Origin of the sequence: Congregibacter litoralis KT71, assembly GCF_000153125.2 — a bacterium.
In the GTDB taxonomy this organism is placed as follows: domain Bacteria; phylum Pseudomonadota; class Gammaproteobacteria; order Pseudomonadales; family Halieaceae; genus Congregibacter; species Congregibacter litoralis.
The window spans coordinates 3978106-4000281 of the sequence record NZ_CM002299.1 but is presented as its reverse complement, the minus strand read 5'-3'; the positions used below and the strand labels follow the sequence as shown (position 1 = coordinate 4000281).

Here is a 22176-nt window from a genome sequence, read left to right as displayed (position 1 = left end):
CACGATGATGGGGTCAAAATGACGGGGCGGAGATAGGCGCGTGTTGTTTGTTGTAATGGCCATTGTTCTGATCTGCGCCATTGCCTTGCCCGGGCTGTGGGTGAAGCGGGTGCTCAAGAAGTATCAGGAACCTGCGGATCGCTATGGGGCCCAGGGCAGTGGGGCTGAACTTGCCAGACATCTTCTGGATCGTTTTGATCTTCAGGAGGTGGTGGTGGAGGAGACCACCGTCGGCGATCACTACGATGCCGACGCAAAAGCAGTGCGTTTGATGGAGGAGCGATTCAATGGCCACTCCCTTACCGCCATTACCGTGGCGGCTCATGAAGTAGGGCACGCGATTCAGGATGCGCGGGACGAGCGACTTTTTCGCAGTCGTCAGACGCTGGCGAAGTTTGCCATCCGGAGTCAGCGGATCGGGAGCATTGCGATGATCGCCGCGCCCGTGGTGATCATGCTTACGCGAGCGCCGGCGCTTGGGCTGGCCTTTTTCGTTGCCGCCATTGGCTCAATGTTTGTCGGCACCCTGGTACATCTTGCGACGCTGCCCGTGGAGCTGGATGCGAGCTTTGGCAAAGCGCTGCCCATTCTGGAAGAGGGGCAGTATCTTCACGAAGGAGACTTGCCCCACGCCAACCGTATTCTGAAAGCGGCCGCGCTGACCTATGTGGCGGCCTCCCTGGGAAGCCTGCTGAACCTGGGACGATGGCTGGCAGTCCTTCGCCGCTAAGCCTCTGACGATGAGCGCTGCTCAGGCGCATACCATCTTGTGAGCGCCTGGAACCCCTCATCGAGGGACACCGCCGGTGTCCAGTCCAGAAGCCTGCGCGTCTCCCGTTGATCAAACCAATGAGCCGTAGAGAGCTGCTCAGCCAGAAAGGCGGTCATCGGCGGATCGTCCTGGCGTCCTGTGAGATTCCAGATGCCCTCGACAAGCCGTCCCCCGGCCCTGGCAAGCACGGTCGGAACTTTGAGCCGGGCTGGAGAGAGCTTTGCAGCGCTGGCCATGCGATCGAAGAGCTCCTGTACAGGGCGAGGCTCGCCGTTGGAGATTACCAGGGCACGACCGGATAAATCCGGTGCTCTGTCGAGGGCGGCAACGATGGCGTCCCGGGCATTGTCGGTGTAGGTGGTGTCGATGAGCGCCATCCCCGAACCCACCACGGCAAGACGTCCCTGACGCGCCCGCTCCACAATGCGTGCGACGAGCTGTGTATCACCGGGTCCCCACACGAGATGCGGGCGCACGGCCACCACGGCCATATTCTCTGCGGTCAGCACCATCTGCTCTGCCAATGCCTTGGAGCGAGCGTAGGAGCCCCGTGCTCCTTTAGGATCTGCCGGTTCTGCAGCGGCGCCCACCAGAGAAGTGCCGCTATGGGCGACGGAGGGCGAGGACACCTGAATAAAACGACTGCAGGCTGCTTCCCTCGCCGCCTCAAGAACAGTCCGGGTGCCCTCCACGTTAGTGCGCTGAAACTCCGCCCAGGGACCCACCACGGATACCCGGGCCGCCAGGTGAATCACGGCGTCGGCCCCGGCCATGGCCCGGGAAACGAGCGCCCCGTCTGTGATATCCCCAAGATATTCATCGACCTGGAGACCGCAGGGTCTGCGCTGGAGTACCGCAACGCTATCGCCGCGCTCCAATAGTGTTTTAGCAATAGCCCGCCCCAAAAGACTGGTGGCGCCGGTGATCAATACCCTCATGGGGATGACATTCGTCCGCCGGCGAGAATGCGGGCCGCCCAGTTGGCCAGCTCCCCGCGATGAATCTTGGAGTTATGACGGCGATCCACGGGCATTTGCGGGATCTCCAGGACGGCGCTGATGGAAACTTTGGCAGCGGAGCGCACGGCGTCCGCCCGGTCAATCGCCGCCAATCGCGGTTTCCGTGGGGGATCCGCCGGGCAGATAACAGCCACGACCTGCTGGGTGCCGGAAGGTCCTATGCCCACTACGGCCGCCTGGGTGATATCCGGGAGTTCCTCTATTGCCTGCTCAATGCCGACGGTGGTCAGGGGGCCCTCGGACGTGGTGATGATGTCGGCCATACGCCCCTCGACCCATAAACGGCCCTGATCGTCGAAGTGGCCCACATCGCCACTGCGGTGCCATCCAGGCGGCGTTGCAGCGGCCTGCTGCGTCGCCCACAACTTGTCATAGCTCTCTCTCATATGGGGTGCCTGAATGACAATCTCACCCGTGACCTCCGGCGCCTCGATAAGAGCATCCGACGTCGCGCCGGTGCCTGTGAGAGGGCTGATGCGTACGATGACATCCTGCAGGGGCACGCCCACGCACACACCGTTGCCGGGGCCCGCCCTCTCGATTTCCCGGAGGGTGATGTCGGCGACGGGCAGCACTTCGGTCATACCGTAGGGCGTATGCGCCTCGGCGTTTGGCATGAGGGCGACCGCGCTGCGCAGCACCTTGGGGTGCACCGGCGCGCCGGCGGACAGCAGTACCCGCACCGTTTGGAATGCCCGGCTCATGGCGGGGCTGAGGGCATCCGCTGTCGCCGCGACATTGCTGAGGGCCGCAGGCGAGGCAAACACCAGCGTCGCGTCGATAGCCGCCACAGCCTCGGCCAGCGCCTCGGCGCTCAGGGTTCCCGGCGATGTGACTTTCAGGTTGGGGACCATCGACGGAATTCCCATGGCGGGCCCATAAAGGGCGAAGGGAGCAAAGGCTGCCACCAGTCGGTCTGACTCGGTGATGGCGTAAGCGCTCATCAGGGCGTCGCGCTGTGCCTGCAACTGATGATGACCGTAGGCCACGCCTTTGGCAGGTCCCGTCGATCCCGAGGTGAACACCACGGCGGCGGGATCGTCGTCGAGGGGGGCATTCGGCAGCGGGTCGCTTTGGCCCAGGGTCTGCAACTCGGGCAGGCTGCTTGTGGCGCCCAGAATTCGTTTTTCCATCGTTGACAGGATGGTGGCGGAGATACGTTCCCCCGGCCATCCCAGCAAGCGGGCCGCCGCCAAAGCGCGGTTAATCCCGATCACATACTGTGGTGATGCCGATGCCATCGCCCTCGTGAGACCTACGGGCCCGAGGCCGGCATCGGCGAGCACCACGACCGCGCCACGACGCCAGCAGGCGTACAGGGCGATACTCAGGTTGATGCCCGGGGGTATGAGAAGTGCCACGCGGTCACCTTTGTTGATGCCGTGGGCGGCCATACCGGCAGCCGTCTGGCGAACGGTGATTGCCAGTTCTGAAAAGGTGATGGATTGCGTCCCGTCGGGCGTGGCTTCCGTAACCGCGATCCTGGTGTCTCTATCGAGTTTATCCAGGGCACTCCAGAGAGGAGGGCGTTTCTCCGCCGCCATTGTCTTTGGCGCGGGTTCCGCGTTTATCCAGCGATGAATGGTTCCGGCGACATCGGCGTCTTCTACCACCAGGTGCCCGGCGCCGATAAAGCGATGTACGTCGGCGTGGGGGAGCCGTTGCTCGAGATCCCGCAGGTACAGGTCAGAAAACACCGGGTCTGAGGGTCCCCACAGCATCAGCGCGGGGATATCTGCAAGCCGCGCCAGGCCTTCTGCGATAGCGCTGAGGTCGTCGTAGCTGGGATGTTCCGGTTCGAGAGGAATATCGGCGACGAAGTCGCCTACCGCCGTTCTTCGTTTTGCGCTGCGATAGGGGGCGAGATAGGCATCGCGTAAGGTGCCGCGCAGGGGTGGCCGCGCCAGTACGGTAGTCCCCCATACGAATAGGGGGAGTCGCACGCACACCCACTTGATGAACGGTCGCACCATGCGGATCAGCAGCGGCGCCCGGGCTCCCTCGGGCTGATGCACCGCGGTGTTTGCCACCACCACGCCCGCAAGGCGATGGACGTTTTGCGTCGCCCATCCCAGGGAGATGGCGCCTCCCCAATCCTGACCGACGGTGATGATGGGGGTGGTGATGTTCAGGGCATTGATGACGGCGTTGAGATCGGCGATGCGCTGGCCCAGGCGACGGGTGGTGCCCGTACGTTGAGAAAACCCCATGTCCAGTTGATCAAGGGCGATGACACGCACATTTGCTCCGGCCTCGGAAATGACCTTCCGCCAGGTGCAGGACCAGGTGGGGTTTCCGTGCACGCAGACCAGGGTCAGCGTCGCGTCGGCAACGCGATTGTCGAGCACATGAAAGACATGTCCACCCGCTTCTACCCATCGCGACCAGGAGGGATCGAGACCCGGTAAGTCGGCCGGGAGCTCGGCTTTCAGGTCGGCCAGCAGGTCGGCACGCAGGTCAGCGGAGAGGTCGATGGCTGATTCAGCCGCAGCGGTGGTGTTTGGTGCAGCGTCTACCAAGCGATTTCCAGCGCCATTGCGTTGATGCCCGAACCCATGCCCAGACACAGAACCCGGTCTCCGGGGTTCAGGGATTCGGACTCCTGGGCGAGGGTCAGGGGGACCGCGGCGGGGCCGGTGTTGCCCAGCTTGGGATAGGTGAGAGGTACTTTGTCGACGTCAATGCCAAGCCGCTCACAGAGCATCGAGGTGTGCACCGACGAGATCTGATGGATGACATAGCGATCCATATCGAGCCAGCCGTATTCCTCGGCATTCGCCCAGGCCCGCTCTGAGACGTCGAGTCCCGCCTCCAGGAGCGCGGCGGTATCGGTGCGCATCTGGTCCAGGGTGCCCACGCAGAGCTTGTGATGTGAGGTGTTCGCGCGATTGATGCCACCGATGATCTTGTGGCTGCCGGCGTTTTCGGAATGCCGCCCCAGCACCATCCCCGCCGCGCCGGATCCCAGAGTCAGCGTCGCAAAATCCGCAAAGAGATCTGCCACCGTGGCCTCGTCGGAGGCAAGGCGCTCCAGGGTTTTTTCCTGGGGCTGTCGTGATCCCTCGCCATCGACAATCAGCGCAAAGTCGATCTGGCGGCTGTCGAGCATCATCCCCGCTACCTGCATGGCGTTCATGAAGCCCAGGCAGGCGTTGGCCATATCAAAGTTAAGACAGGATGAGGGCAGGTCGAGTAAGTGGTGAACGGTGACCGCTGACGACGGTTCGAGCCGGTCTCGACTCACGGAGGTGTCGATGAGAAGGCCCACCTGCTCGGGCTTGATATTCGCAGCGGCCATGGCCTTGCGTCCCGCCTCCGCCGCCGCCTCGGTAAAGGTATGGCCTTCTGGCCACCAGCGTCGCTCGGAAATACCGGCGAGACTTTCCAGAAGACCCGGTTGGGTGCCCAGGCGCTCGTAGGTATGCATGATGCGATCATCAAGGGACGCCGAGGTGACGACTTCTGGGGCGTGGTGAGCAGTGACCGACACGATGGCGGTGTCGTTGAGCGTAAATTTGGCGTTTCCGGACATTGGAGGTCTCTAGAAGAGTAGCCGATCATCATCGCAGTCCGGGCAGGCAACGGCAAGTAAAGGTGGGTTTGCTTGGAGGTCTTCAATCAACTCGCGAAAGAGGACGACCTTACTTTTAGGAGTTTCTTATTCCAGGTCACCTGCAGCCGGGGTGCCGATAACTGCGTGAGCTTGTTTGCGATCGCTTTTGGGGAGTGGCTCGCATTTTAAAGCTGCCGGCCGGAGAGGGTAAGATCACGCGATTTAAGGGCCGCCGTTAGACAGACACCGATTCTCGGGAGGAGCTACTCACCATTGGAACCCTTCCCTATGGTTCCTTGCCGTATGTCGAACACGAAATAACCACAGATCGCGATCCCGGATAGTGTTATTCCGACGGCAAACTCTGTCCAAGGGAGGTACCACAGGCTGGTACGTGCAAAAGCTGTGTATTCCTCAAATAGAGAATCAAAAGCGATTAGATGCACGATCGCGACCGGGGCGAAAGATGAGGACCAGGCGAGATAAAGACTGCCCACCATGATTAGCTGCGCTTTGGAAAGCCTCGCACCAATGAGATAAATCGCCGTCAGAAATGCGAAGGTCAGCGACAGATATATTGCAAAGGCGTTCATTGCGCTTACGGCGTGGAGATTGATCACCTCAAGAAATTCAGGTTCGGTCATGCTAACAAGCCCTTTGCACACCTAGTTCTGCGAACAATGTAACAGGTGGGACAGGTGATGGGTTGGACTACCTATATGCTCCGATAAGCAGGTGTTCAGTTATGTGTCGCTTAGGTCCGTTGTTGGGCGAAAGCCGTGATCCGCAGGGGTCACTTAACACCTGCGAATTCAACCGGTCGATGCAACACACGCATTAAATCTAGCTGCCGGCGTTTCATACTCCAACGTTTTTCTTGGGCGTTCGTTTAGCTGCCTCGCTACCCAGTCCAACTCAGACTGTGAGTAAATCGATAGGTCGGTGTATTTGGGCAGGTATTCGCGCAGCAAACGATTGGTGTTTTCGTTTGATCCTCGTTGCCACGGACTCTTGGGATCACAGAAGTAGACCTTGATGTCCGTCTCCAGCGTGAATCGGTGATGCTTGCTCATTTCTGTTCCGCGATCCCACGTCAACGACTGATAAAGCTCACTCGGTAGCTGTCTTGATTGCTTAATCAGCGCATTAACAACGGTCTCGCTATCCTTTTTATCGATCTTTGCCAACATCACATAGCGAGTATGACGTTCAACAAGCGTAGCCACACACGTCTTGTTTGAACCCTCAATCAGATCGCCTTCCCAATGTCCGGGGACAGCGCGGTCCTCCACCGCGGCCGGCCTCTCGCTGATGGAGATAGCACCTGCAATGCCGCCAAGGCCATCATCTTTGAGGGTGGAGGTTCGTGCGCGACGGATATGGCGCTTCGATCGAAGGTACTCCTGAAGCTCCTTTTTAAGTGCTCCACGGGCTTGTATGAAGAGACTGCGATAAATCGTTTCGTGCGACACCTGATTCCATTCGTCTCCTGGATACTCTCGCTTCAACCATCCCGCTATCTGCTGAGGTGACCACTTGATCCGAAGCTTGGTCTCAACTTGCTGACAAAGCGGCCGGTTCAAAACCAGTCTACAGACTTTGGGGCGTAGCGCTCGAGCCCACGCATTCTTGTCGGCGAGAGTGGCTCGATACGCGTCTGCGCCCCCATTCCTGTTGATCTCTCGGCTAATTGTTGAAGGGGCGCGTCCTAGATCTTTGGCGATCGTTCTAATGGGGAGGCCGGCAACGATACCTCTGGAGATTTCCTCCCGTTCACCCAGCGACAGGGATTGATCAGGTCGCTTTCTTACCGGTGGACGAATTCCGCCAGTACGCGAAAGGTATCCGTGGATAGACGATGAGGTTCGATGATGTGACCGGGCAATCGACTTAACCGAATCACCCACTTTGTATCGATCCCAGATTTTGGATCGCTCTTCATCGGTGTACTTTCGATTGATCCTTCGAGGCATATCGCAACACTCCCAGTTTTAGTGAAAATAACAGGGTGTTGCACTGATCAATTGAATTCGCACCTCAAAGCGGCCGGTCGCCGAAGGCTAAATTAGGTGGTTTTTAGGACTGCTTGCATGGGCTAAGGGTCTCCTCGACTAGTCTTCGCCAAACTGCGTATCAATTGCGCTACCAACACGCGCAATCGTGGCGTTCCGTACCGCCAAACTCACATTCGCGTCTCGCATGTACATCGTTGCGACGAGAGGGCCCTTGTTAGCGCGGTAGATCACAGCAACGATTCCTCGGGTACCGTTATTCCCTGCACCCGTTCGACCGGTGCTCCGCTACGATGGTCTCGCACCGATTGGATGGTCGGCGGTGCACATTCAACAACTACTACGACTTGCGAGCCGTAACATCAGCAGCCAGCTGCCGCTTTGAATTCAGCGGAGCACACGCCTAAGCCGGCGTAATCCGCGGGCGATTTTGTTATCCTCACACGTCGGTGAACTTCAACCCGGAGAGCGACGATGCTTGTGCGAACCATGATTGTTTTGCTGAGCAGTATAGGCCTGCTGGCCATTCCGGCTCACGCAGAAATCTCGATAACCGATGGTGCCAGCGATTGTGATCGCCGCGTTACCCTACGCCTGGAGGGAGTTGAAGCCTCGGCGTTCAGCATCGACGCGGTGGCGGTGGTGGTGCAACGGCAGAGGGCATCGACGAGCTGTAGCGCCATGAAGCAACTGGTGCTCAAGGGCTATGCGCAAGATAAGCTGGTTTATCAGGGCATCGCCCGGGCACCGCGCTGGCAGGTGCGCTCGATGCCCATACTGAGTGGCGCAGACGCAATCACCGCAGCGGCACCGCCGCGCCCGGACCCGGCAAAGTTACCGCCCGTCGACGGTTATCGCCTAGAACCCATGCCTGAGCGAGGCACAGACTGCTCTGCACGAATGTTCTTCAACCTGCAGGGGCCGGCACCGATGACGAATGATAATGAGCGCTTTGTTGCAGCGGTGGCGGAGCTTGCGAAGCTCGCTACGACAGCGTGTCCCGAGCTGTCGATGCTCTCGCTCAAACCTCCGCCCGGCTCCGGTTCACGCCTCAGTTTTTTCTCAGTGCGCCAGCAGGAAGACTGGCTGCCTAGGCCGGTATACGCAAAACTCCGCGATGCACGCCAGCAGACCGTGATCGCCCAGACCAGTGCAATGAAGGCGCGATCCCGGCCGACGCCGGCAACACCGAATCCGTTGGCCAGTCGGGGGTTTTATGCGGCGGACAAGCTTGGGCGTGGCCTGGATTTTACGCTTTATCGTGCCTGGCTCGACGAGTCAGCATTTACGCGTAACCCAATGACCGTGGTGGTGCACGATGCCCGCGCCGCTGATGCGGCGATTGTGCCGATACGATTCACGCCGGCGCGCGGGCAGTATCTGATAGGCCAGGCATTTATCGATGAGGTCAACGACACACTCAACGATGCAGGAGAACACGTCATCAGCGTTGTCAACCTCATTCACTATGTAGACGGCGTCAGCTCGCCGATGGCGCCTGCCAGAAATTCCAGTAGCCCACCTCTGATCGAGCGCCCTCTGTTCGAGAGTTCCTTTGAACCCAAGAGAGCGGCGATTTACACCATTCCCCAGCTCGGCGCCGCGCGTTTGCTCAACATAGTGACGGATCCCAATGGCAACGGCGTGCTTTCGCGACGGGGTATATACGAGGGCGAGCCGCTTGGGGCCGACAACGTTCTGACGATTGCAGAGCTCACAGGCCGTTGAGATGAAGAATTCCCTCGTGTCTGTGCTCGTGCTGGCGCTGTTGGGCCCACTACACGCGCAGGCGTGGCCCGAACCGCCTATTCCCCTGATTTATGTCAGCGAGGGTTACCGCTCGCCGAATGACACCCGGACCTTTGGTGGACGCGATTATGACATCGCTGACAAGAACGAGGCGGAGCTGGCGGTGCAGGCGCTGACCGCTTTTGCTGACGCCCGCGGTGTGGTGGCGAGCTGGCATCGTTCCCTGCAGGCGGCTGAGACCGCGTTCTGGAGCCACTTCGCACGCACCGGCGAGATCAACGCGGATTTGCGCAATGAGTTTGGCTATTGGCTGCGCAAGCGCTACCAATGGATCGATGCGTTCAAGGGCAGCACCTTTGGCATGCAACTTCAGGGTGGCTCTGCCGGTAACGCCTACGCCAAAATTCTGGAGCTACAGTTTGGCGTGAACGACGAAGCCTATTTTGGTTTCCCCGCCGACTGGCGAAGCAGTCCGAACGGGCCTGTTGCCGCGGCGCCGGATCTTGCGCCGGGCGACGCTGCTTATCCTGTCGCACTAGGCGAGTGGTCGCGTTACAGCTACATGACGGCCTGTCCCTGCTCACCAAAGGACAGTAAGGACCCCATTGAGCGTGTTGGTTTTTTGGTTTCGCATCCCTCTGGAGACATCGCGTTGGGCTCTGAGGTGGTGGCACGTTTGCGGAGAGGCACCGAGGTCAGCGCCAGCCGCATTGAGCAGGTTACCCGTGATGCCATGGCGCGCTACGGCTTCGTGCTGCGTGCCCAGGATGTTGTGAATGCCATGCTCGATGGCGATCCGAACCCGATCAAAGACATGATCTGGCAGGCCTTTGAACGCCATACCCGCGATGCGAAAGCGGCACTCGCGTTTGTAGACGGGGCCCGCCGCTCGGCTCGGCAGGATCGGATAGAGGCGAGTGCTTTTGAGTACCCCTGGGCGCGCAATCGTCCAGTGTTGCTGGGCGCCCAGAGCATCGGGGATGTCGAAGCTTGCGTCGTGGAAAACTGGAATGATGTGAAGACCTACATCTGGGAAACAAACCCCGACGCCGTATTACGTAAAACCACCGATGCCTACGACGAGCAGAGTGTGCCGTTTCGCAAGTCCCTGGGCCATGTCGCTGCCATCGCCTGCACGTCAGCCGATGGCCTGGCCGACGTGCGAGTTGACGATTTTATGGAGTACTTCGGGCTGTTCGATTAGAGCGCCGGCTGCAATCGCCGAAGCCTCACTGCCCGCTTGCACTGATCCAGCCCGGCGCGGATGAGACAGGACGCCGACCGCGCTCAACATGCCGATCTTCGAACGACGCGAGACCGACAAGACCTTCGTCGAGCTGTCCAACGGCACGCACCTGCCGCTTGAAGACCCGGCCTTCCACGAGATGGGCGAGGCGATGAAGGTGTTTCTGCGGGACGTCGTCGCCCGGCACGATTCCACGCGAACGGCCTGACACCCTACCGCGAGCGACGTTCAGGCACGGCTTGAGCGGGCCGGCAAACGGTACTTTTTAGGCGGAAGCGGTCCTTAGCAATGGCCCAAAACACATCATAGCGGCCGGTCGATGGAGAGTAAACAAAATGGTTTTTAGGACCGCCATAGGCCAACAGTGCAAGTTTGATGCGCACCGGTTCTGCGGCAGCTTCCCCCTCATAGCAGACGTCGCAGACTCCTAGGTTGGGGCGAGCCTGTCGTTGGTGATCGTCCAGAGCCTGGCAGTAGAAGGGGCCCGCGATAGCGGGCCATGTCAGGTTTGGTCTGGTTTAAGCCTCGCGACGCAGCCCCATGACGAGAAGTCCTAAGCCTACAAGGGCGAGGCTGCCCGGGCCAGGCACGGACGATGCCTCTTCGAAGCGGAAATTAGCGCCAAGCCACACACCGCCAGTATTGTCTGTTTGCGTCGGAAAGCCGAAGGTGGAATCGAAAGGGGAATAACGATCATTGAATACGCTGACCTGCGGATCGATCGCACACGCACCCCCTTGGCCCGTGTCACACGAAGACGCGATACCGGCACCACCAAGATACGCGCCAACTACGTACGTTTGCCCCGCACTCAACAGATATGGGCTGATTGACTCAAACCGGAACAATCCGTCGAGCTCTCCAGCGGTGCCCGCAGGAACAAGTGTCGACGTTAACAAGTCTCCAGCGTTCGACCACAAACCTACTTGAGCGCTCTCTTCCAGGCCATCAGCGCCTGAGTCGTAAACTCCGAGAGAAGTCACAGAGATTGCGCTGCTTACTGCGAACTCAAACCCCAACGTATAACTCGACGAGCCAAACTCTGCTCCTGGTGTGGTGAGGTCTATGATCGGGCCAGCAGCGACGATTGTAGACGTTAGGCCAAAAAGTAACCCTGCTAAGTAACGCATCATCCTTATCGACTCCTATTCTCTAACAAATGGTGAGGCTGCAAACAATGCATGATCCATGCCCATCACTGGATAACCTATATCAGTCAGTTTTTTACCGGCGAAGCTCTGACGTGGCCCTCTACTTTTATGACCCACCTGTTAAATTTCCCGACACTGAGTAGCCCGGCAACTTCGGATATGTGGCGTAAACGGCCATATTCGCGGCCTAATAGCGAATGACCGATATTGGAGGTGCAAAGAAACCTGACACCTCTTCCAGCCTGACCGGCAGAAGTGGGTCAGAAGCGGTCATCCACTCCCAGGGGCTGTGAACGACTCAAAATAGGCGGAAGCGGTCCTAAGCTCCAATAGCAACACAGTCCCCAAATCAGTCAACAATCAGCGCGTACCCGTCCGCTCCCAAGGCTCAACAGTGTGTTTACCTTGCAAGCATACATACATGAATGTATGTTGGCGCTATGACGATTGCTGCAGCCCAATTACCGACTCGAAACGACGCGAGAACCATGGAAACGCGAGCGCGCCTGGTAGACAGCACCATTGACGCGCTTATTGAGCTCGGCTTTGCGAAAACGACCGGCGTGGAGATTTGTCGACGATCAGGGCTCACGCGCGGCGCCCTCAACCATCATTTTCCTGATTTCGCCGATTTACTGGTCGACACTTTGGTAGAGCTATATACGCGGTTGCTAGCGGTCAAAGCAGTGGTGGATTGTGGTCGTCTGGAGGCGGTATTGCGAGCCTCTTACGAGCGGGTGATACAGCCGGAGTTCAAGGCGGTGATCGAGCTATGGCTGGCATCGCAGAATGACCCTGAATTCGGCTCGCGCCTGGCTGCCGCTATCCACGAAAACGCCCCCTTGTTCTCACCCGCAATGGTGCTGCAGCTGGGGGAAGGCTTTGGTGTAGATCAGGGCGTGAATCAGGGCGTGAATCATGGCGTGGATGAAGAGGGTGAGACGCTTTACTACACCATGACAGAGACGCTGATCGGGATCGGTCTCGGCCGGGCTGTGGGGCGCGGAGAGAGTCTTGCTCACGAAGCCCGCGTCCTTGGCATGCTCCAATCAATGGCCCGGGACTATGACCAGACCCTAGCGAAGGCTGCAAAAAACAATCCCACATTAGTGAAACCCCAAGAACAGACCTGACGGTCGGGCGGTACGGTATGGCCAAGAATCAGCAGATTTACTCCGTATGCACCATTTGTGATATCGGCTGTCAGCTTCGCGCTGAGACGGAAGATGGCAAGCTCAAACGCATGAAAGCCCACGACAATCCCGCCCTTGCTCGCAACGTTTGCTACAAGGGCACCGCCGCAGCCCACATACACAATCATGCCGACAGGCTTAAAACACCCCTGAAACGCGTGGGTGAGCGTGGTGATGATCAGTGGGAAGAAATCACCTACGCACAGGCTATCGATGAGATTGCTCAGCGTCTGAAAACACTGGTGGCAAAGTACGGTCCCGAGACCCTCGCGGTCTCCACCTCGGGATGGAACACGCAAACCACCCACAGCCTCGATCGACGCTTCATGAATGCTCTCGGCACACCCAACTACATCAGTGGTGTATCCCTGTGTGCGGGCAACACAGCCGCCGTCAATAAATTCACCTATGGCTGGTTTCCCTTTCCCGATATTCCCAACAGCAAATGCATCGTCTTGTTTGGTCACAACCCCCGAAAACACAGCTGGACGCCCATCTTTAACATGATCAATCAGGCCCGGGCCGCCGGTGCCAAAGTGATTGTGCTGGACCCCCGCGTGTCTGAGCAGGCGGAAGTGGCGGATATGCATCTGAGCCTCCGTTCAGGCACTGACGCGGCCATGATGCTGGGTTGGCTCCACGTCATCATCAATGAAGAACTCTACGACAAGGATTTTGTTGCAGCCCATACCCTGGGATTTGAGGAACTGCGCGGGCGCGTCAACGAGTACCCCCTCGACCGTGTGTCGGCGATTACAGGTGTCGATGCACAATCCATCGCCGAAGCGGCAAGGCTTTACGCGACGGCAGAGAGCGCCTGTATTCCCTGGACGCCGATTACCGATATGCAGATATCGTCGACATCGGCGATTAGACTCCAAGGCATTCTCCGCGCCATCACCGGCAACATCGATATCCCCGGCGGGGAGATCTTCGGGGGGTTTGATCCCAATTACATCCCCGAGTCGAAGATTGGCAATCACGAAATGCTCAGTGCGGAGCAAAAAGCCAAGCAGTTGGGCGCGGATCTTCATCCCGCCTACACCTACTGCGCGCAGGAAATGCTGTCAGAGCACACGGAGCGGGTTTATGGCTACGGCTATGCCGACATCGTGATGGGCTGCTACATGGCAAACCCCAGTGCAACGTTCCGGGCCATGGTGACGGAACAGCCTTATCCCGTAAAAGCGTTCTTTGTGCTGGGCAACAACGCCCTCATGAGCTATCCCAATCAGCACCAGATTCTCAAGGGCATGCTCAATCAGGAGCTGATTGTTGTTCAGGACATCTTTATGACGCCAACGGCCATGCTCGCCGATTATGTATTGCCCGGCGACGTGTTCAGCGAGCGGAATCATATTTCGGATTACTGGAACTGGAAGCTCGGCATGACCTTGTCGCAAAAGGCGGTGGAACCGCCGGCGGAAGCCTGCAGCAGTTTTCAGTTCTGGCGGGATCTGGGCCATCGCTTTGGCTTTGAAGAGCTGTTTCCCTGGGAGACCATCGAGGACATGCTGGACTATCGACTCACACCATCCGGCAAAACCTTTGAGGAGCTTGCGGATGCCAACTACATGTACATCAACCCTCCCGAGTACCGGAAGTATCGTAAGACGGGCTTTGCGACGCCCTCGGGTAAGGTCGAGTTAAAGTCCAGCGTGCTCGAAAAACTTGGCTTTGATCCCTTGCCCTATTACCGCGAGGGACCAGCTGTCTCCGAGGAGTACCCCTACCACGTGTTCACCGGGGTAAGAGAGGACGCGTTTTTTCAGACGGGTCAACGCCAGGTCAAGGTGCTGCGAGATCGTATGCCTTCGCCAAAACTCTTTATGCACCCCCGGGATGCCGAGCGTGAAGGCATCGTCGATCATGACTGGGTGAAGCTACAAACGGCGACGGGAGAGGTCACCGCCAAGGTCTTGGTCCAGGACTCCATGAAGGCGGGACACATTCGGGTGCCCCACGGCTGGTGGTATCCCGAGATGCGCGGTGACGCAAAGTTGGCGGGGTCATTTATCAGCAGCGACGCCGTGCTGTGTCCGGATGATCCCGAGTTTCTCGATTACGAGCAGGGGATCCCGCACTTCAAGGGATTCCCAGGGCGCATCGTGAAGCTCGAAAACCCGCCCGAGGGTATGTCCGAGCAGGTGCTGGCGGGATAGGGCAATGGCGATGCTTCGACAGTGGTGGGCGGAGGCGCAGCAGCGGCTTATGACACATTTGGTCAATCGGACCTTTAAGAAGAACCCCGGTCCCGGGGATCGCCTGGCAGCCATTCTCCTTCAAAAACTGGTGGGTGAGACGCCTCATGATCCGGAGCTTGATCATCCGGAGGACTGATATCCTCGCTCTCGGCCTCCTCAACGTCATCTTCACTGTCTGAGACGGACGGCAGTTCCTCGGCGGGGGCTAAATCGCCCTCGGCGTCCTCGGGGGCTCTGGGGTCCAGATCAAAACTCGTGGGCGCCATATCGGATGCTGCTGCCGAAAAGGGCACCACATCATCGACTTTCCCCTTGTGTCCTCGCTGCGTTAAGACAATCAATCCCGCAAACAGGCTGAGACCCGAGCACCCCCAAAACAACCAGCTGGGGTCACCGATGGTCATGAGCTGGCCCAGAGCGAGGGGCGCGAGGACAGCGCCCAGGGCATTGAGAAGCAATACCGAGGTCCCCACTTCCACAAACTCGTGGCGCAGGGAATTGTCCGCCGCCGTGGCCAGGGCCATGGAATAAATGGGCATGGTGGTGGCGCCAAAGAAAAAAATCGCGATCAACAGCAGCGGCGTCGAGGGCGCCAGCGCGACGCTTGCGCTGGTTCCTGCAGCGAGCAGCACCAAAAGCAGCATCGTGTTCTGGCGGCCCACCCGGTCCGACAGCCAGCCAAAGGGGTACTGGAACAGTGCCCCGCCGATAATCGCTGCGGACATAAACAGGGTGACATCCGCCAGGTTTTCCAGACTTCGCCGTGCGAAGACCGCGCCCAGGGTCCAGAAAGCGCCGGTCACCGCGCCGGAGAGTAAGGCGCCCGTAACCGCCAGGGGGGATCGGGACAGAAGCAGGCGGATACGGGTACGCGTGGACTCAATGGGCGCCGGCGCCAGTTTCCGCGTCATGCTCACGGGAATCGTGGACAGGGCGACGATCGCTGCCAGCACCATGAACGGCGTGGAACTGGCGACGGGGGAGGCATTGACCAGCTGCTGTCCCAGGGCCATGGAAATCAGCACCAGGAAGGTGTACACGGACAGCACCTGGCCGCGATTGTCTTCCGTGGCCTGATCGTTGAGCCAACTCTCGATTACGCTGTAAAGTCCGCAGATAAAAAAGCCGATGCCAAAGCGCAGCGCTGACCAGACGACCCAGGAGTCGTTGAGGCCGAGGACGAGGAGCACACTGGTCATGGCGCTGGCGAGCACCGCAAAGCTTCGGATGTGTCCGGCGCGAGCAATCAGTCGTGGCACCAGCAGGCACCCGGCAATAAACCCGAGAAAGTAGGCCGATCCGCCCAGGGCTATCTGTAGATCGCTGTGTCCGAGCACCGCTGCCCGCAGGGGGAGTAGAGTGAGTTGCATGCCATGACCTACCAGCAGGAAGGCCACCGACAGCAATAATGAAGTCAGGGTGAGGAGCGCGGACATGGCGTTTTACTGTTTCTGTGCTAGCTGAGGAGCTGGGTGTCGGCCAGAGGATCGGGGCTGTCGAGCTGGCGCTGAAAGTCCTCCGCCAGTTCCCGACTGCGTTCAATGCAAGTGCGCCAATAGCGTATACGTTCTTCCGGCGGCATACGAGTAAAGTCGCTGCGATCCGGAATTTTACCGCCCGGGAGAGAGGCGATGAAGTCATCGCTGGGGCAGAGGAGGATGACGTTCTCTGCATTGGGCTTGCGTTGCCGCCGCCAGGGTAGGAACTTGTCAAACCAGCCCGTGGTCAGGTCCTTGCGAAAGTGGGGGTAGAGAATCAGCTGCTGTGCCTCGAACCCCGCAAGATCAAAGTGGTAGTCGATGATGCCGCCATCCCAATAGTGTCCCGGTGGCGCGTTGGGGATGTCGCGCTCACCGGCCAGGAGAAAGGGAATGGAGCCGCTGGCGTGAAGCGCTTGCGCCACGGTGTCGGGTCGCAGGGGGGCGGGGCTCACGCCAAAGTCGTTGAGGTTCAAGGGCGGCGCATCGAGGCTGGTGAACAGCACTCGCTGGAAGTGCAGTGCCAGCAGCCGCCGATGAATGGCATTGCCGATGGCCGCGCTGCCCATGCCCAACCCCAGAGCCAGGGTGTTTCGGGCCGAGTTCAGTCCCCGACCCCGGGCAGTGACGATATAGCTGTGCAGCAAACGATGATCGATGAGGGCATCGGCGCCGCCGTTGCCAAACATGTGTTCCAGCATGGACAGACTCGCATCGCTGATCTCCCTGGGGTCCGGTTTTTCGCTGTAGTCCCAGTTGACGTAGATATCCTCAAAGCGGTCCAGGGCATCCACGGGGTCGGGCTGCGCGAGACAGGCATGGCGCCAGGAACCGATGGAGGAGCCCACGGCCTGGAGCGGCGCCTCTCTCTTCTCCATAAGAAAATCCCCGAAGAGGAGGCGGTCGAGGGCCCCGAGGATAAGCCATTTGGGGCCGCCGGAGGCGCCGAGGAGCAGGGTGATTTCTCTGCCGGACCAGCCGTGGCGGGCGATGCGTCTTGCCGCCTCACGTCCCAGATAAATGCTTAGGGGACGATTGTTCAAGGCTGGGCCTCGTCGCCCTTATTGCGCACGGCACCGGGCGTGACTCCCGTCCAGCGCCGGTAGGCGCGGCGGAAGTTAGAAGGGTCATTAAAGCCCAGCTGATAGGCAATACTGGCAATGGGCAGGCGTCGCTCCCGAAGGTGACGGGTGGCGTGTTCTGCGCGGACTTCGTCGAGGAGCGCCTGAAAGCTGACGCCCTCTTCCGTGAGTCGGCGGCGGTAGGTGCGGGGGCTCATATTCAGCATGGTGGCTACCTGCGGCATCTTCGGGTACTGCCCTTCGAGTTTGCGAAGCAGGCTTCGGGTCTGCTCACCGATGGCGGCGCTGTCGCTTAGATCCGCCAGCAGCCGTGCACATTCTGCCTCGTAAAGCTGGCGAAGGGCAGGGTTGGAGCTCGGCAGAGGAGTGTCGAGGAGCTCCAGGGGAAAACTCCAGACCGCTGCTTCGCAATCAAAGTAGACATCGTCGCCCAGGACCTCGGTATAAACCGCTGCGTGAGCCGGGGCAGGATAAGGAAACTCAAAGCGCAGGGGGAACTGCGTATCCCCTAAAAGTCCCGTGAGGGTGTTGCGGATGGCGGCGGTGATGCACTCCAGACCAAAGCTTATGGGCAGATAAGCCTCGCTGTTGGGGGAGCATATCAGCAGACGATCCTCCGTGCGGGAAAACTCCAAGGTCAGTTCCGGCGCCAGCACCGGGTAGTAATGCTCGAAAAGCTGAATCACCTCTTCGAGATTGCGACAGGTCATAAATGCCTGTCCCAGCACCGCATGTGCACTGAGGTTGAGTCTTCGTCCCAGGCGCAGGCCGAGAGCGGGGTCACCCGTAAGGCGCAGGGTGTTTTCTACCAGTGTGCGGAAGTCGTCGTCGCTGACCCGCGCGCCGATGGCACTCAGATCCGCGCCCGCCAGGGAGCTGCCCTGGAGTAAGTCGTGGCGCGCGACGCCGGCTTCGACGGCGAGATCGATAAGAATCAGAACGTAGGGTGCGGGGGTGCTGCTGCTCATGGGGTGATTTGGCCACAAATGACCCTATTTTGACAAGAAGCTACCTTGTTGGGCCTGGGTTTCTGGCAGATATTAAAGGTCCAGATCCACGCCAATCCAGAGAGCCAAGCACATGAACATAAAATGGGAAGAGCAGGCACCGCGCAAAATCCAGCAATTCGCCAACGCGGATTACCCCAGGGAGAACCCCGATCTTGAAGATTTGCTGACGGACGAGCAGGTTGATCACATCGCGGAGATTTTTCAGACGCCGCTCACGGGGTCCTATAACTGGGATTACACCGTGCAGGATGATCGCATCAAAAAGCTTTACGACCTCGGAAAGCAGCTCAACTGGGACCCGGAGATGGACATCGACTGGAATCGTCCCTGGCCCGATGAGGTGCGCTCTCCCGAGCTTATGAACCTGCATGACTATGAGCCCTACCTGGCCATGGACGAAAAAACCAAGGACGAGTTCTGGCTGCACATGAACGCCTGGAGCCTGTCGCAGTTTTTGCACGGCGAGCAGGGGGCGCTGTTGGTGGCTTCCCAGTTGTGTTCCTGTGCCCCGACACTCAGCGCCAAGCTGTACGCGGGTTCCCAGACCTTCGATGAAGCGCGGCACGTCGAGGTGTTCAATAAATACCTCCAGAAGCGCATCGGGGTCATGTATCCCATCAATACGCACCTCAAGAGCATCATCGACAAGATTCTTGTGGACCCGCGTTGGGATCTCAAGTTTATCGGCATGCAGATCGTGATTGAGGGGCTGGCCCTGTCGGCCTTCAACACGACGCGGGAAACAACGCCGGATCCCGTGCTTAAGGATGTGGTGTATCTCGTCACCCGTGATGAGGCCCGTCACGTGACCTTCGGGGTGAATTATCTGGAAGAGCACATCAAGACACTCACCCAGGAAGAGATTGAGGAGCGGGCGCAATTTGCCTACGAGGCCTGTGTGGTCAGCCGCGAGCGCCTGGTGGCAACGGATGTGTTCCGCCACTTCGGCTGGGATGTGGAGGAAGCGCGTAAAAAAGTGCTCGATGGCTTTGTGATGTCGACTTTCCGCAATTTGCTGTTTCAGCGTGTGATTCCCAACCTCAGTCGTATTGGTCTGCTGACAGATAAGATTCGCCCCAAGTTCGAAGAGCTGGGTATTCTGGAATTTGAAAATCTCGCGACTGATGGCGACATTAACTGGAGCGCCCTCGAGCGTCCCCTGGACACGGAAGAAGCCCAGTCCCACGAGCAGAGCATGCTCGCGGCTTTTCACGAAAAATTTGAAGAGCAGGCAAACGCCGAGGAGCCAGCACAGCAGGTGGCAGAGGCCGGGGATACTCCTCAGGCCGGCGGTTGCTGCTAAGCACCGTCAGCGATTTGGGAAGCCGGCGAAAGCCGGCTTTTTATTTTTTAGCGGCAGGGTATATTGTCCGCGGGTGCGCGATGCGGCGCAGCAAAGATCACAATAAACAGGACTACCAAGATGAGCCTCGGCAAAAAAGTGTTTGCGGCGTGTGTCGCCCTTGTTATCAGTGCGTCTACCCTGGCGTGGGATCCCCGGGAAGTGGGCAAGCTCAGTAAAGGAGCGGAAGAGGCGAAAAGCCAGCTCCTTTCCGATGATCCCAGCATGCAGGCTTTTTTTGATTCCGCGGCTGCTTACGTTGTCATTCCCACGGTGGGTAAAGCCGGTTTCGGTATCGGCGGTGCCCGCGGCAAAGGTTTGCTTTTCGAGGGGGGAGAGCCTTCGGGCATTGTCACCCTGACACAGCTGACCATTGGCTTTCAGTGGGGTGGGCAGGCCTACAGTGAATTTCTGTTTTTTGAGAATGCCGCGGCTCTTGAACATTTTAAGGCCGGCAACTACGAGTTGGGAGCCCAGGCTTCTGCCGTTGCGGTGACCGTGGGCGCCTCGGCGGATGCGAACTACTCCAACGGCGTTGCGATTTTTACCCGCGCCAAGGGCGGTTTGATGTACGAGGCCTCGGTCGGCGGTCAGAAGTTCTCCGTTGACCTTTCTGACTGATCATCCGGTGTGGTGCAGGGGCGGGTCACAATGCCCGGTAAAAACCTGACATCAACACCCCGGCTATCAATGATTCAGGCAAAAAAAAGCCGACCATGAGGTCGGCTTTTTTTGTGGCTCTGCCCTGTGTTAGCGAATCGGCGGGCCTGTGACGGTCAGCACGAGAGCCGATCGGGGTCTCAGGCAGCGAGTGCCTTCACCTGTGCGTTCAGGCGGCTCTTGTGACGGGCTGCCTTATTCTTGTGGATGATGCCTTTGTCGGCCATGCGATCGATAACCGGTACGGCCTTGGAGTAAGCTTCGCGAGCCTGCTCAGCATCGCCGGTCTTTACAGCGGCCAGCACGTTCTTGATGTTGGTGCGAACCAGCGATCGAAGGCTGGCATTGTGAGCGCGACGCTTTTCGGACTGACGGGCGCGCTTGCGGGCTTGGGGGGAGTTAGCCACTGAGGACTCCTCTAAATAATCAAACAGATGAATGGAAATTTTTGGAGGGCGGATTCTGCCGACTGGCGGGAGTTCTGTCAATAGCCGGGTGCGCCGACATAAAATCGCGGTCAATGCGCAAAAACACCAACAAACAATAGGAGCAAGACATATGCAGGGCCAGGACTCACTGCCCGGAGCCTCCGGGAGCGACCCCCGTCGTCATCTCGGCCTCGAGGGCTCGCCAAACTTCCGCGACGCCGGCGGTTATGCCTGCGGCGATGGGGCAATGGCCTGGGGGCGGGTGTTTCGCTCGGGGCATCTTGCCTATCTCACGGACAGTGATCGTAAGCGCCTCGCGGACCTGGATCTGGACATGGTCGTGGATCTTCGTCGCGTCGACGAGCGCGCATTAGAGCCTTCCTGGCTCCCCGAGGGGGTGGCGATGGTCGGCGCGGACATTACGCCCGCAAGCCAGGGTAGCGCTATCTACGCGGATTCCACGCAGCTTGGCGGCGCCCAGGCGATGTTTGATTTTATGTGTGATATCAATCGCCAGTTTGTGCTCTCCCAGACCGACGCCTATAAAGAGGTGTTCGCCCGACTCCTCGCCGAGGACGCAAAGCGGGTGCTGTTTCACTGCTCGGCCGGCAAAGATCGCACGGGGTTTGCCGTGGCGGTCCTGCAGATGGCCCTGGGGGTGTCGTCGGAGGACATTGAGGGGGATTACCTCCTGTCCCGGCTTTACTACCTGCCCGAGGAGCAAACGCCCCGAGTGCGTAAAAAGTACCCGGTGGAGCATCTGAATGATGAGGACTTACGCCCCATGATGGAGGCCCGGCGTGACTATCTGCTCAGCGCTCTGGAGGCTATGACCCAGACCTATGGCGACAGCGACGGCTATCTGCGAGAAGGTCTGGGGCTTCAGGACCCGGAGCGTCGGGAATTGCGTCGACGTTTTGTTGTCGCCGCCTGACGCCCTGCGGGAGCTTACTTAAAACGCCGCCCAGATCATGAGCAGACCCACAAAGGCGACGAGGAGGCTTTGCCCTGCCTTTTCGAGCCGGAAGAGTCCGTAGGCATAGGCCAGAGGGGGCAGAAGGACGGCGAAGATGCCCCAGGCATAGTCGTCTTTCCATGCGGTGATGAGCATCAGAATCCAGCTCACCAGCAAGGTGGCAAGGCCAAAGGTCATAAGTGTTGCGCTTGTAGCTTCCATGGTTTTCACCCCCAGTTCAAAATCGCGCGCAAGAGTAGCAGAAGCACTCGCGTTCGTCAGCGTTTGCGCGCTTTCGCCTGATGACGGCCAGAGCCTTTTT

At 59.0% G+C, this 22176-nt stretch carries 20 protein-coding genes; 9 read left to right on the top strand and 11 right to left on the bottom strand.

The genetic code is table 11. The features are described from left to right. Positions 1–40 precede the first annotated feature (40 nt). A complete protein-coding gene (locus tag KT71_RS18100; RefSeq protein ID WP_023660324.1) occupies positions 41–730 on the top strand; it encodes a zinc metallopeptidase in 690 nt (229 codons plus the stop codon). Here KT71_RS18100 and KT71_RS18095 read toward each other — a convergent pair. The 5 genes from KT71_RS18095 to KT71_RS18075 all read right to left on the bottom strand — a co-directional run bounded on the left by KT71_RS18095 (position 727) and on the right by KT71_RS18075 (position 7317). Further along, positions 727–1710, bottom strand: coding sequence for an NAD-dependent epimerase/dehydratase family protein (locus KT71_RS18095; RefSeq protein ID WP_023660323.1), 984 nt, complete (start codon positions 1708–1710; stop codon positions 727–729). The two genes, KT71_RS18100 and KT71_RS18095, sit on opposite strands and share 4 nt — an antisense overlap. After that, positions 1707–4310, bottom strand: coding sequence for an alpha/beta fold hydrolase (locus KT71_RS18090; protein WP_008293880.1), 2604 nt, complete (start codon positions 4308–4310; stop codon positions 1707–1709). The genes KT71_RS18095 and KT71_RS18090 overlap by 4 nt, the downstream gene beginning before the upstream one ends. After that, positions 4304–5323: a 3-oxoacyl-ACP synthase III gene (locus KT71_RS18085; protein WP_008293881.1), complete on the bottom strand. Its 1020-nt coding sequence runs from the start codon at positions 5321–5323 to the stop codon at positions 4304–4306. Before KT71_RS18085 ends, KT71_RS18090 begins: the two co-directional genes overlap by 7 nt. A gap of 284 nt (positions 5324–5607) precedes the next feature. Then, the gene (locus KT71_RS18080; RefSeq protein ID WP_008293883.1) at positions 5608–5988 is read right to left on the bottom strand and encodes a hypothetical protein; all 381 of its coding nucleotides are present in this window, start codon (positions 5986–5988) and stop codon (positions 5608–5610) included. A 168-nt stretch (positions 5989–6156) separates the two neighbouring features. After that, entirely contained in the window at positions 6157–7317 is a 1161-nt protein-coding gene (locus KT71_RS18075) for an IS30 family transposase (protein ID WP_008293190.1), read from the bottom strand. A gap of 513 nt (positions 7318–7830) precedes the next feature. Here KT71_RS18075 and KT71_RS18070 point away from each other — a divergent pair. From KT71_RS18070 to KT71_RS20725, 3 genes are all read left to right on the top strand, one after another. Next, positions 7831–9084: a hypothetical protein gene (locus KT71_RS18070; protein ID WP_008293885.1), complete on the top strand. Its 1254-nt coding sequence runs from the start codon at positions 7831–7833 to the stop codon at positions 9082–9084. A 1-nt stretch (position 9085) separates the two neighbouring features. Continuing rightward, on the top strand, positions 9086–10309 hold the full coding sequence (locus KT71_RS18065) for a hypothetical protein (RefSeq protein WP_023660320.1): 1224 nt from the start codon (positions 9086–9088) through the stop codon (positions 10307–10309). A gap of 88 nt (positions 10310–10397) precedes the next feature. Then, positions 10398–10559, top strand: a complete 162-nt coding sequence (locus tag KT71_RS20725; RefSeq protein ID WP_008293887.1) for a hypothetical protein — start codon at positions 10398–10400, stop codon at positions 10557–10559. Positions 10560–10869: 310 nt separating this feature from the next. On the opposite strand, the gene KT71_RS18060 is transcribed toward KT71_RS20725, so the two are convergent. Then, positions 10870–11484, bottom strand: coding sequence for a DUF4082 domain-containing protein (locus tag KT71_RS18060; RefSeq protein ID WP_008293314.1), 615 nt, complete (start codon positions 11482–11484; stop codon positions 10870–10872). Between the two features lie 506 nt (positions 11485–11990). Here KT71_RS18060 and KT71_RS19885 point away from each other — a divergent pair. Further along, the gene (locus tag KT71_RS19885; protein WP_008293888.1) at positions 11991–12635 is read left to right on the top strand and encodes a TetR/AcrR family transcriptional regulator; all 645 of its coding nucleotides are present in this window, start codon (positions 11991–11993) and stop codon (positions 12633–12635) included. 17 nt (positions 12636–12652) lie between these two features. Continuing rightward, positions 12653–14857: a molybdopterin-containing oxidoreductase family protein gene (locus tag KT71_RS18050; protein WP_008293889.1), complete on the top strand. Its 2205-nt coding sequence runs from the start codon at positions 12653–12655 to the stop codon at positions 14855–14857. Positions 14858–14931: 74 nt separating this feature from the next. Here the strand turns inward: KT71_RS18050 and KT71_RS18045 are convergent, their stop codons facing one another. From KT71_RS18045 to KT71_RS18035, 3 genes are read right to left on the bottom strand one after another with little or no spacing between them, the layout of a single operon-like run. After that, the gene (locus KT71_RS18045; RefSeq protein ID WP_008293891.1) at positions 14932–16335 is read right to left on the bottom strand and encodes an MFS transporter; all 1404 of its coding nucleotides are present in this window, start codon (positions 16333–16335) and stop codon (positions 14932–14934) included. A gap of 20 nt (positions 16336–16355) precedes the next feature. Then, positions 16356–17420, bottom strand: a complete 1065-nt coding sequence (locus KT71_RS18040; protein ID WP_008293892.1) for a patatin-like phospholipase family protein — start codon at positions 17418–17420, stop codon at positions 16356–16358. Next, positions 17417–18427, bottom strand: coding sequence for an AraC family transcriptional regulator (locus tag KT71_RS18035; RefSeq protein ID WP_008293893.1), 1011 nt, complete (start codon positions 18425–18427; stop codon positions 17417–17419). The genes KT71_RS18040 and KT71_RS18035 overlap by 4 nt, the downstream gene beginning before the upstream one ends. Before the next feature lie 112 nt (positions 18428–18539). On the opposite strand from KT71_RS18035, the gene KT71_RS18030 reads away from it, so the two are divergent. Both KT71_RS18030 and KT71_RS18025 read left to right on the top strand, forming a co-directional pair. Next, entirely contained in the window at positions 18540–19772 is a 1233-nt protein-coding gene (locus KT71_RS18030; RefSeq protein ID WP_008293894.1) for a ferritin-like domain-containing protein, read from the top strand. 120 nt (positions 19773–19892) lie between these two features. After that, positions 19893–20432, top strand: coding sequence for a lipid-binding SYLF domain-containing protein (locus KT71_RS18025; RefSeq protein WP_023660318.1), 540 nt, complete (start codon positions 19893–19895; stop codon positions 20430–20432). A gap of 179 nt (positions 20433–20611) precedes the next feature. Here KT71_RS18025 and rpsT read toward each other — a convergent pair whose 3' ends face one another. Beyond that, complete coding sequence (gene rpsT / locus KT71_RS18020) at positions 20612–20878, bottom strand: 30S ribosomal protein S20 (protein WP_008293896.1); 267 nt, start codon at positions 20876–20878, stop codon at positions 20612–20614. Between the two features lie 151 nt (positions 20879–21029). Here rpsT and KT71_RS18015 point away from each other — a divergent pair, with 151 nt between their 5' ends. After that, positions 21030–21833 (top strand): tyrosine-protein phosphatase, encoded by an 804-nt coding sequence (locus KT71_RS18015; protein ID WP_008293897.1) that lies wholly within the window; start codon positions 21030–21032, stop codon positions 21831–21833. A gap of 18 nt (positions 21834–21851) precedes the next feature. Here the strand turns inward: KT71_RS18015 and KT71_RS18010 are convergent, their stop codons facing one another. After that, positions 21852–22076, bottom strand: coding sequence for a hypothetical protein (locus KT71_RS18010; RefSeq protein WP_023660317.1), 225 nt, complete (start codon positions 22074–22076; stop codon positions 21852–21854). Positions 22077–22176 lie beyond the last annotated feature (100 nt).

Coding starts and splice junctions, on each gene's coding strand:
- KT71_RS19885 (WP_008293888.1), top strand. CDS start 11,991: ATGGAAACGCGAGCGCGCCTGGTAGACAGCACCATTGACGCGCTTATT.
- KT71_RS18015 (WP_008293897.1), top strand. CDS start 21,030: ATGCAGGGCCAGGACTCACTGCCCGGAGCCTCCGGGAGCGACCCCCGT.
- KT71_RS18045 (WP_008293891.1), bottom strand. CDS start 16,335: ATGTCCGCGCTCCTCACCCTGACTTCATTATTGCTGTCGGTGGCCTTC.
- KT71_RS18030 (WP_008293894.1), top strand. CDS start 18,540: ATGAACATAAAATGGGAAGAGCAGGCACCGCGCAAAATCCAGCAATTC.
- KT71_RS18010 (WP_023660317.1), bottom strand. CDS start 22,076: ATGGAAGCTACAAGCGCAACACTTATGACCTTTGGCCTTGCCACCTTG.
- KT71_RS18025 (WP_023660318.1), top strand. CDS start 19,893: ATGAGCCTCGGCAAAAAAGTGTTTGCGGCGTGTGTCGCCCTTGTTATC.
- KT71_RS18075 (WP_008293190.1), bottom strand. CDS start 7,317: ATGCCTCGAAGGATCAATCGAAAGTACACCGATGAAGAGCGATCCAAA.
- KT71_RS18080 (WP_008293883.1), bottom strand. CDS start 5,988: ATGACCGAACCTGAATTTCTTGAGGTGATCAATCTCCACGCCGTAAGC.
- KT71_RS20725 (WP_008293887.1), top strand. CDS start 10,398: ATGCCGATCTTCGAACGACGCGAGACCGACAAGACCTTCGTCGAGCTG.
- KT71_RS18085 (WP_008293881.1), bottom strand. CDS start 5,323: ATGTCCGGAAACGCCAAATTTACGCTCAACGACACCGCCATCGTGTCG.
- KT71_RS18070 (WP_008293885.1), top strand. CDS start 7,831: ATGCTTGTGCGAACCATGATTGTTTTGCTGAGCAGTATAGGCCTGCTG.
- KT71_RS18095 (WP_023660323.1), bottom strand. CDS start 1,710: ATGAGGGTATTGATCACCGGCGCCACCAGTCTTTTGGGGCGGGCTATT.
- KT71_RS18065 (WP_023660320.1), top strand. CDS start 9,086: ATGAAGAATTCCCTCGTGTCTGTGCTCGTGCTGGCGCTGTTGGGCCCA.
- KT71_RS18050 (WP_008293889.1), top strand. CDS start 12,653: ATGGCCAAGAATCAGCAGATTTACTCCGTATGCACCATTTGTGATATC.
- KT71_RS18060 (WP_008293314.1), bottom strand. CDS start 11,484: ATGATGCGTTACTTAGCAGGGTTACTTTTTGGCCTAACGTCTACAATC.
- KT71_RS18035 (WP_008293893.1), bottom strand. CDS start 18,427: ATGAGCAGCAGCACCCCCGCACCCTACGTTCTGATTCTTATCGATCTC.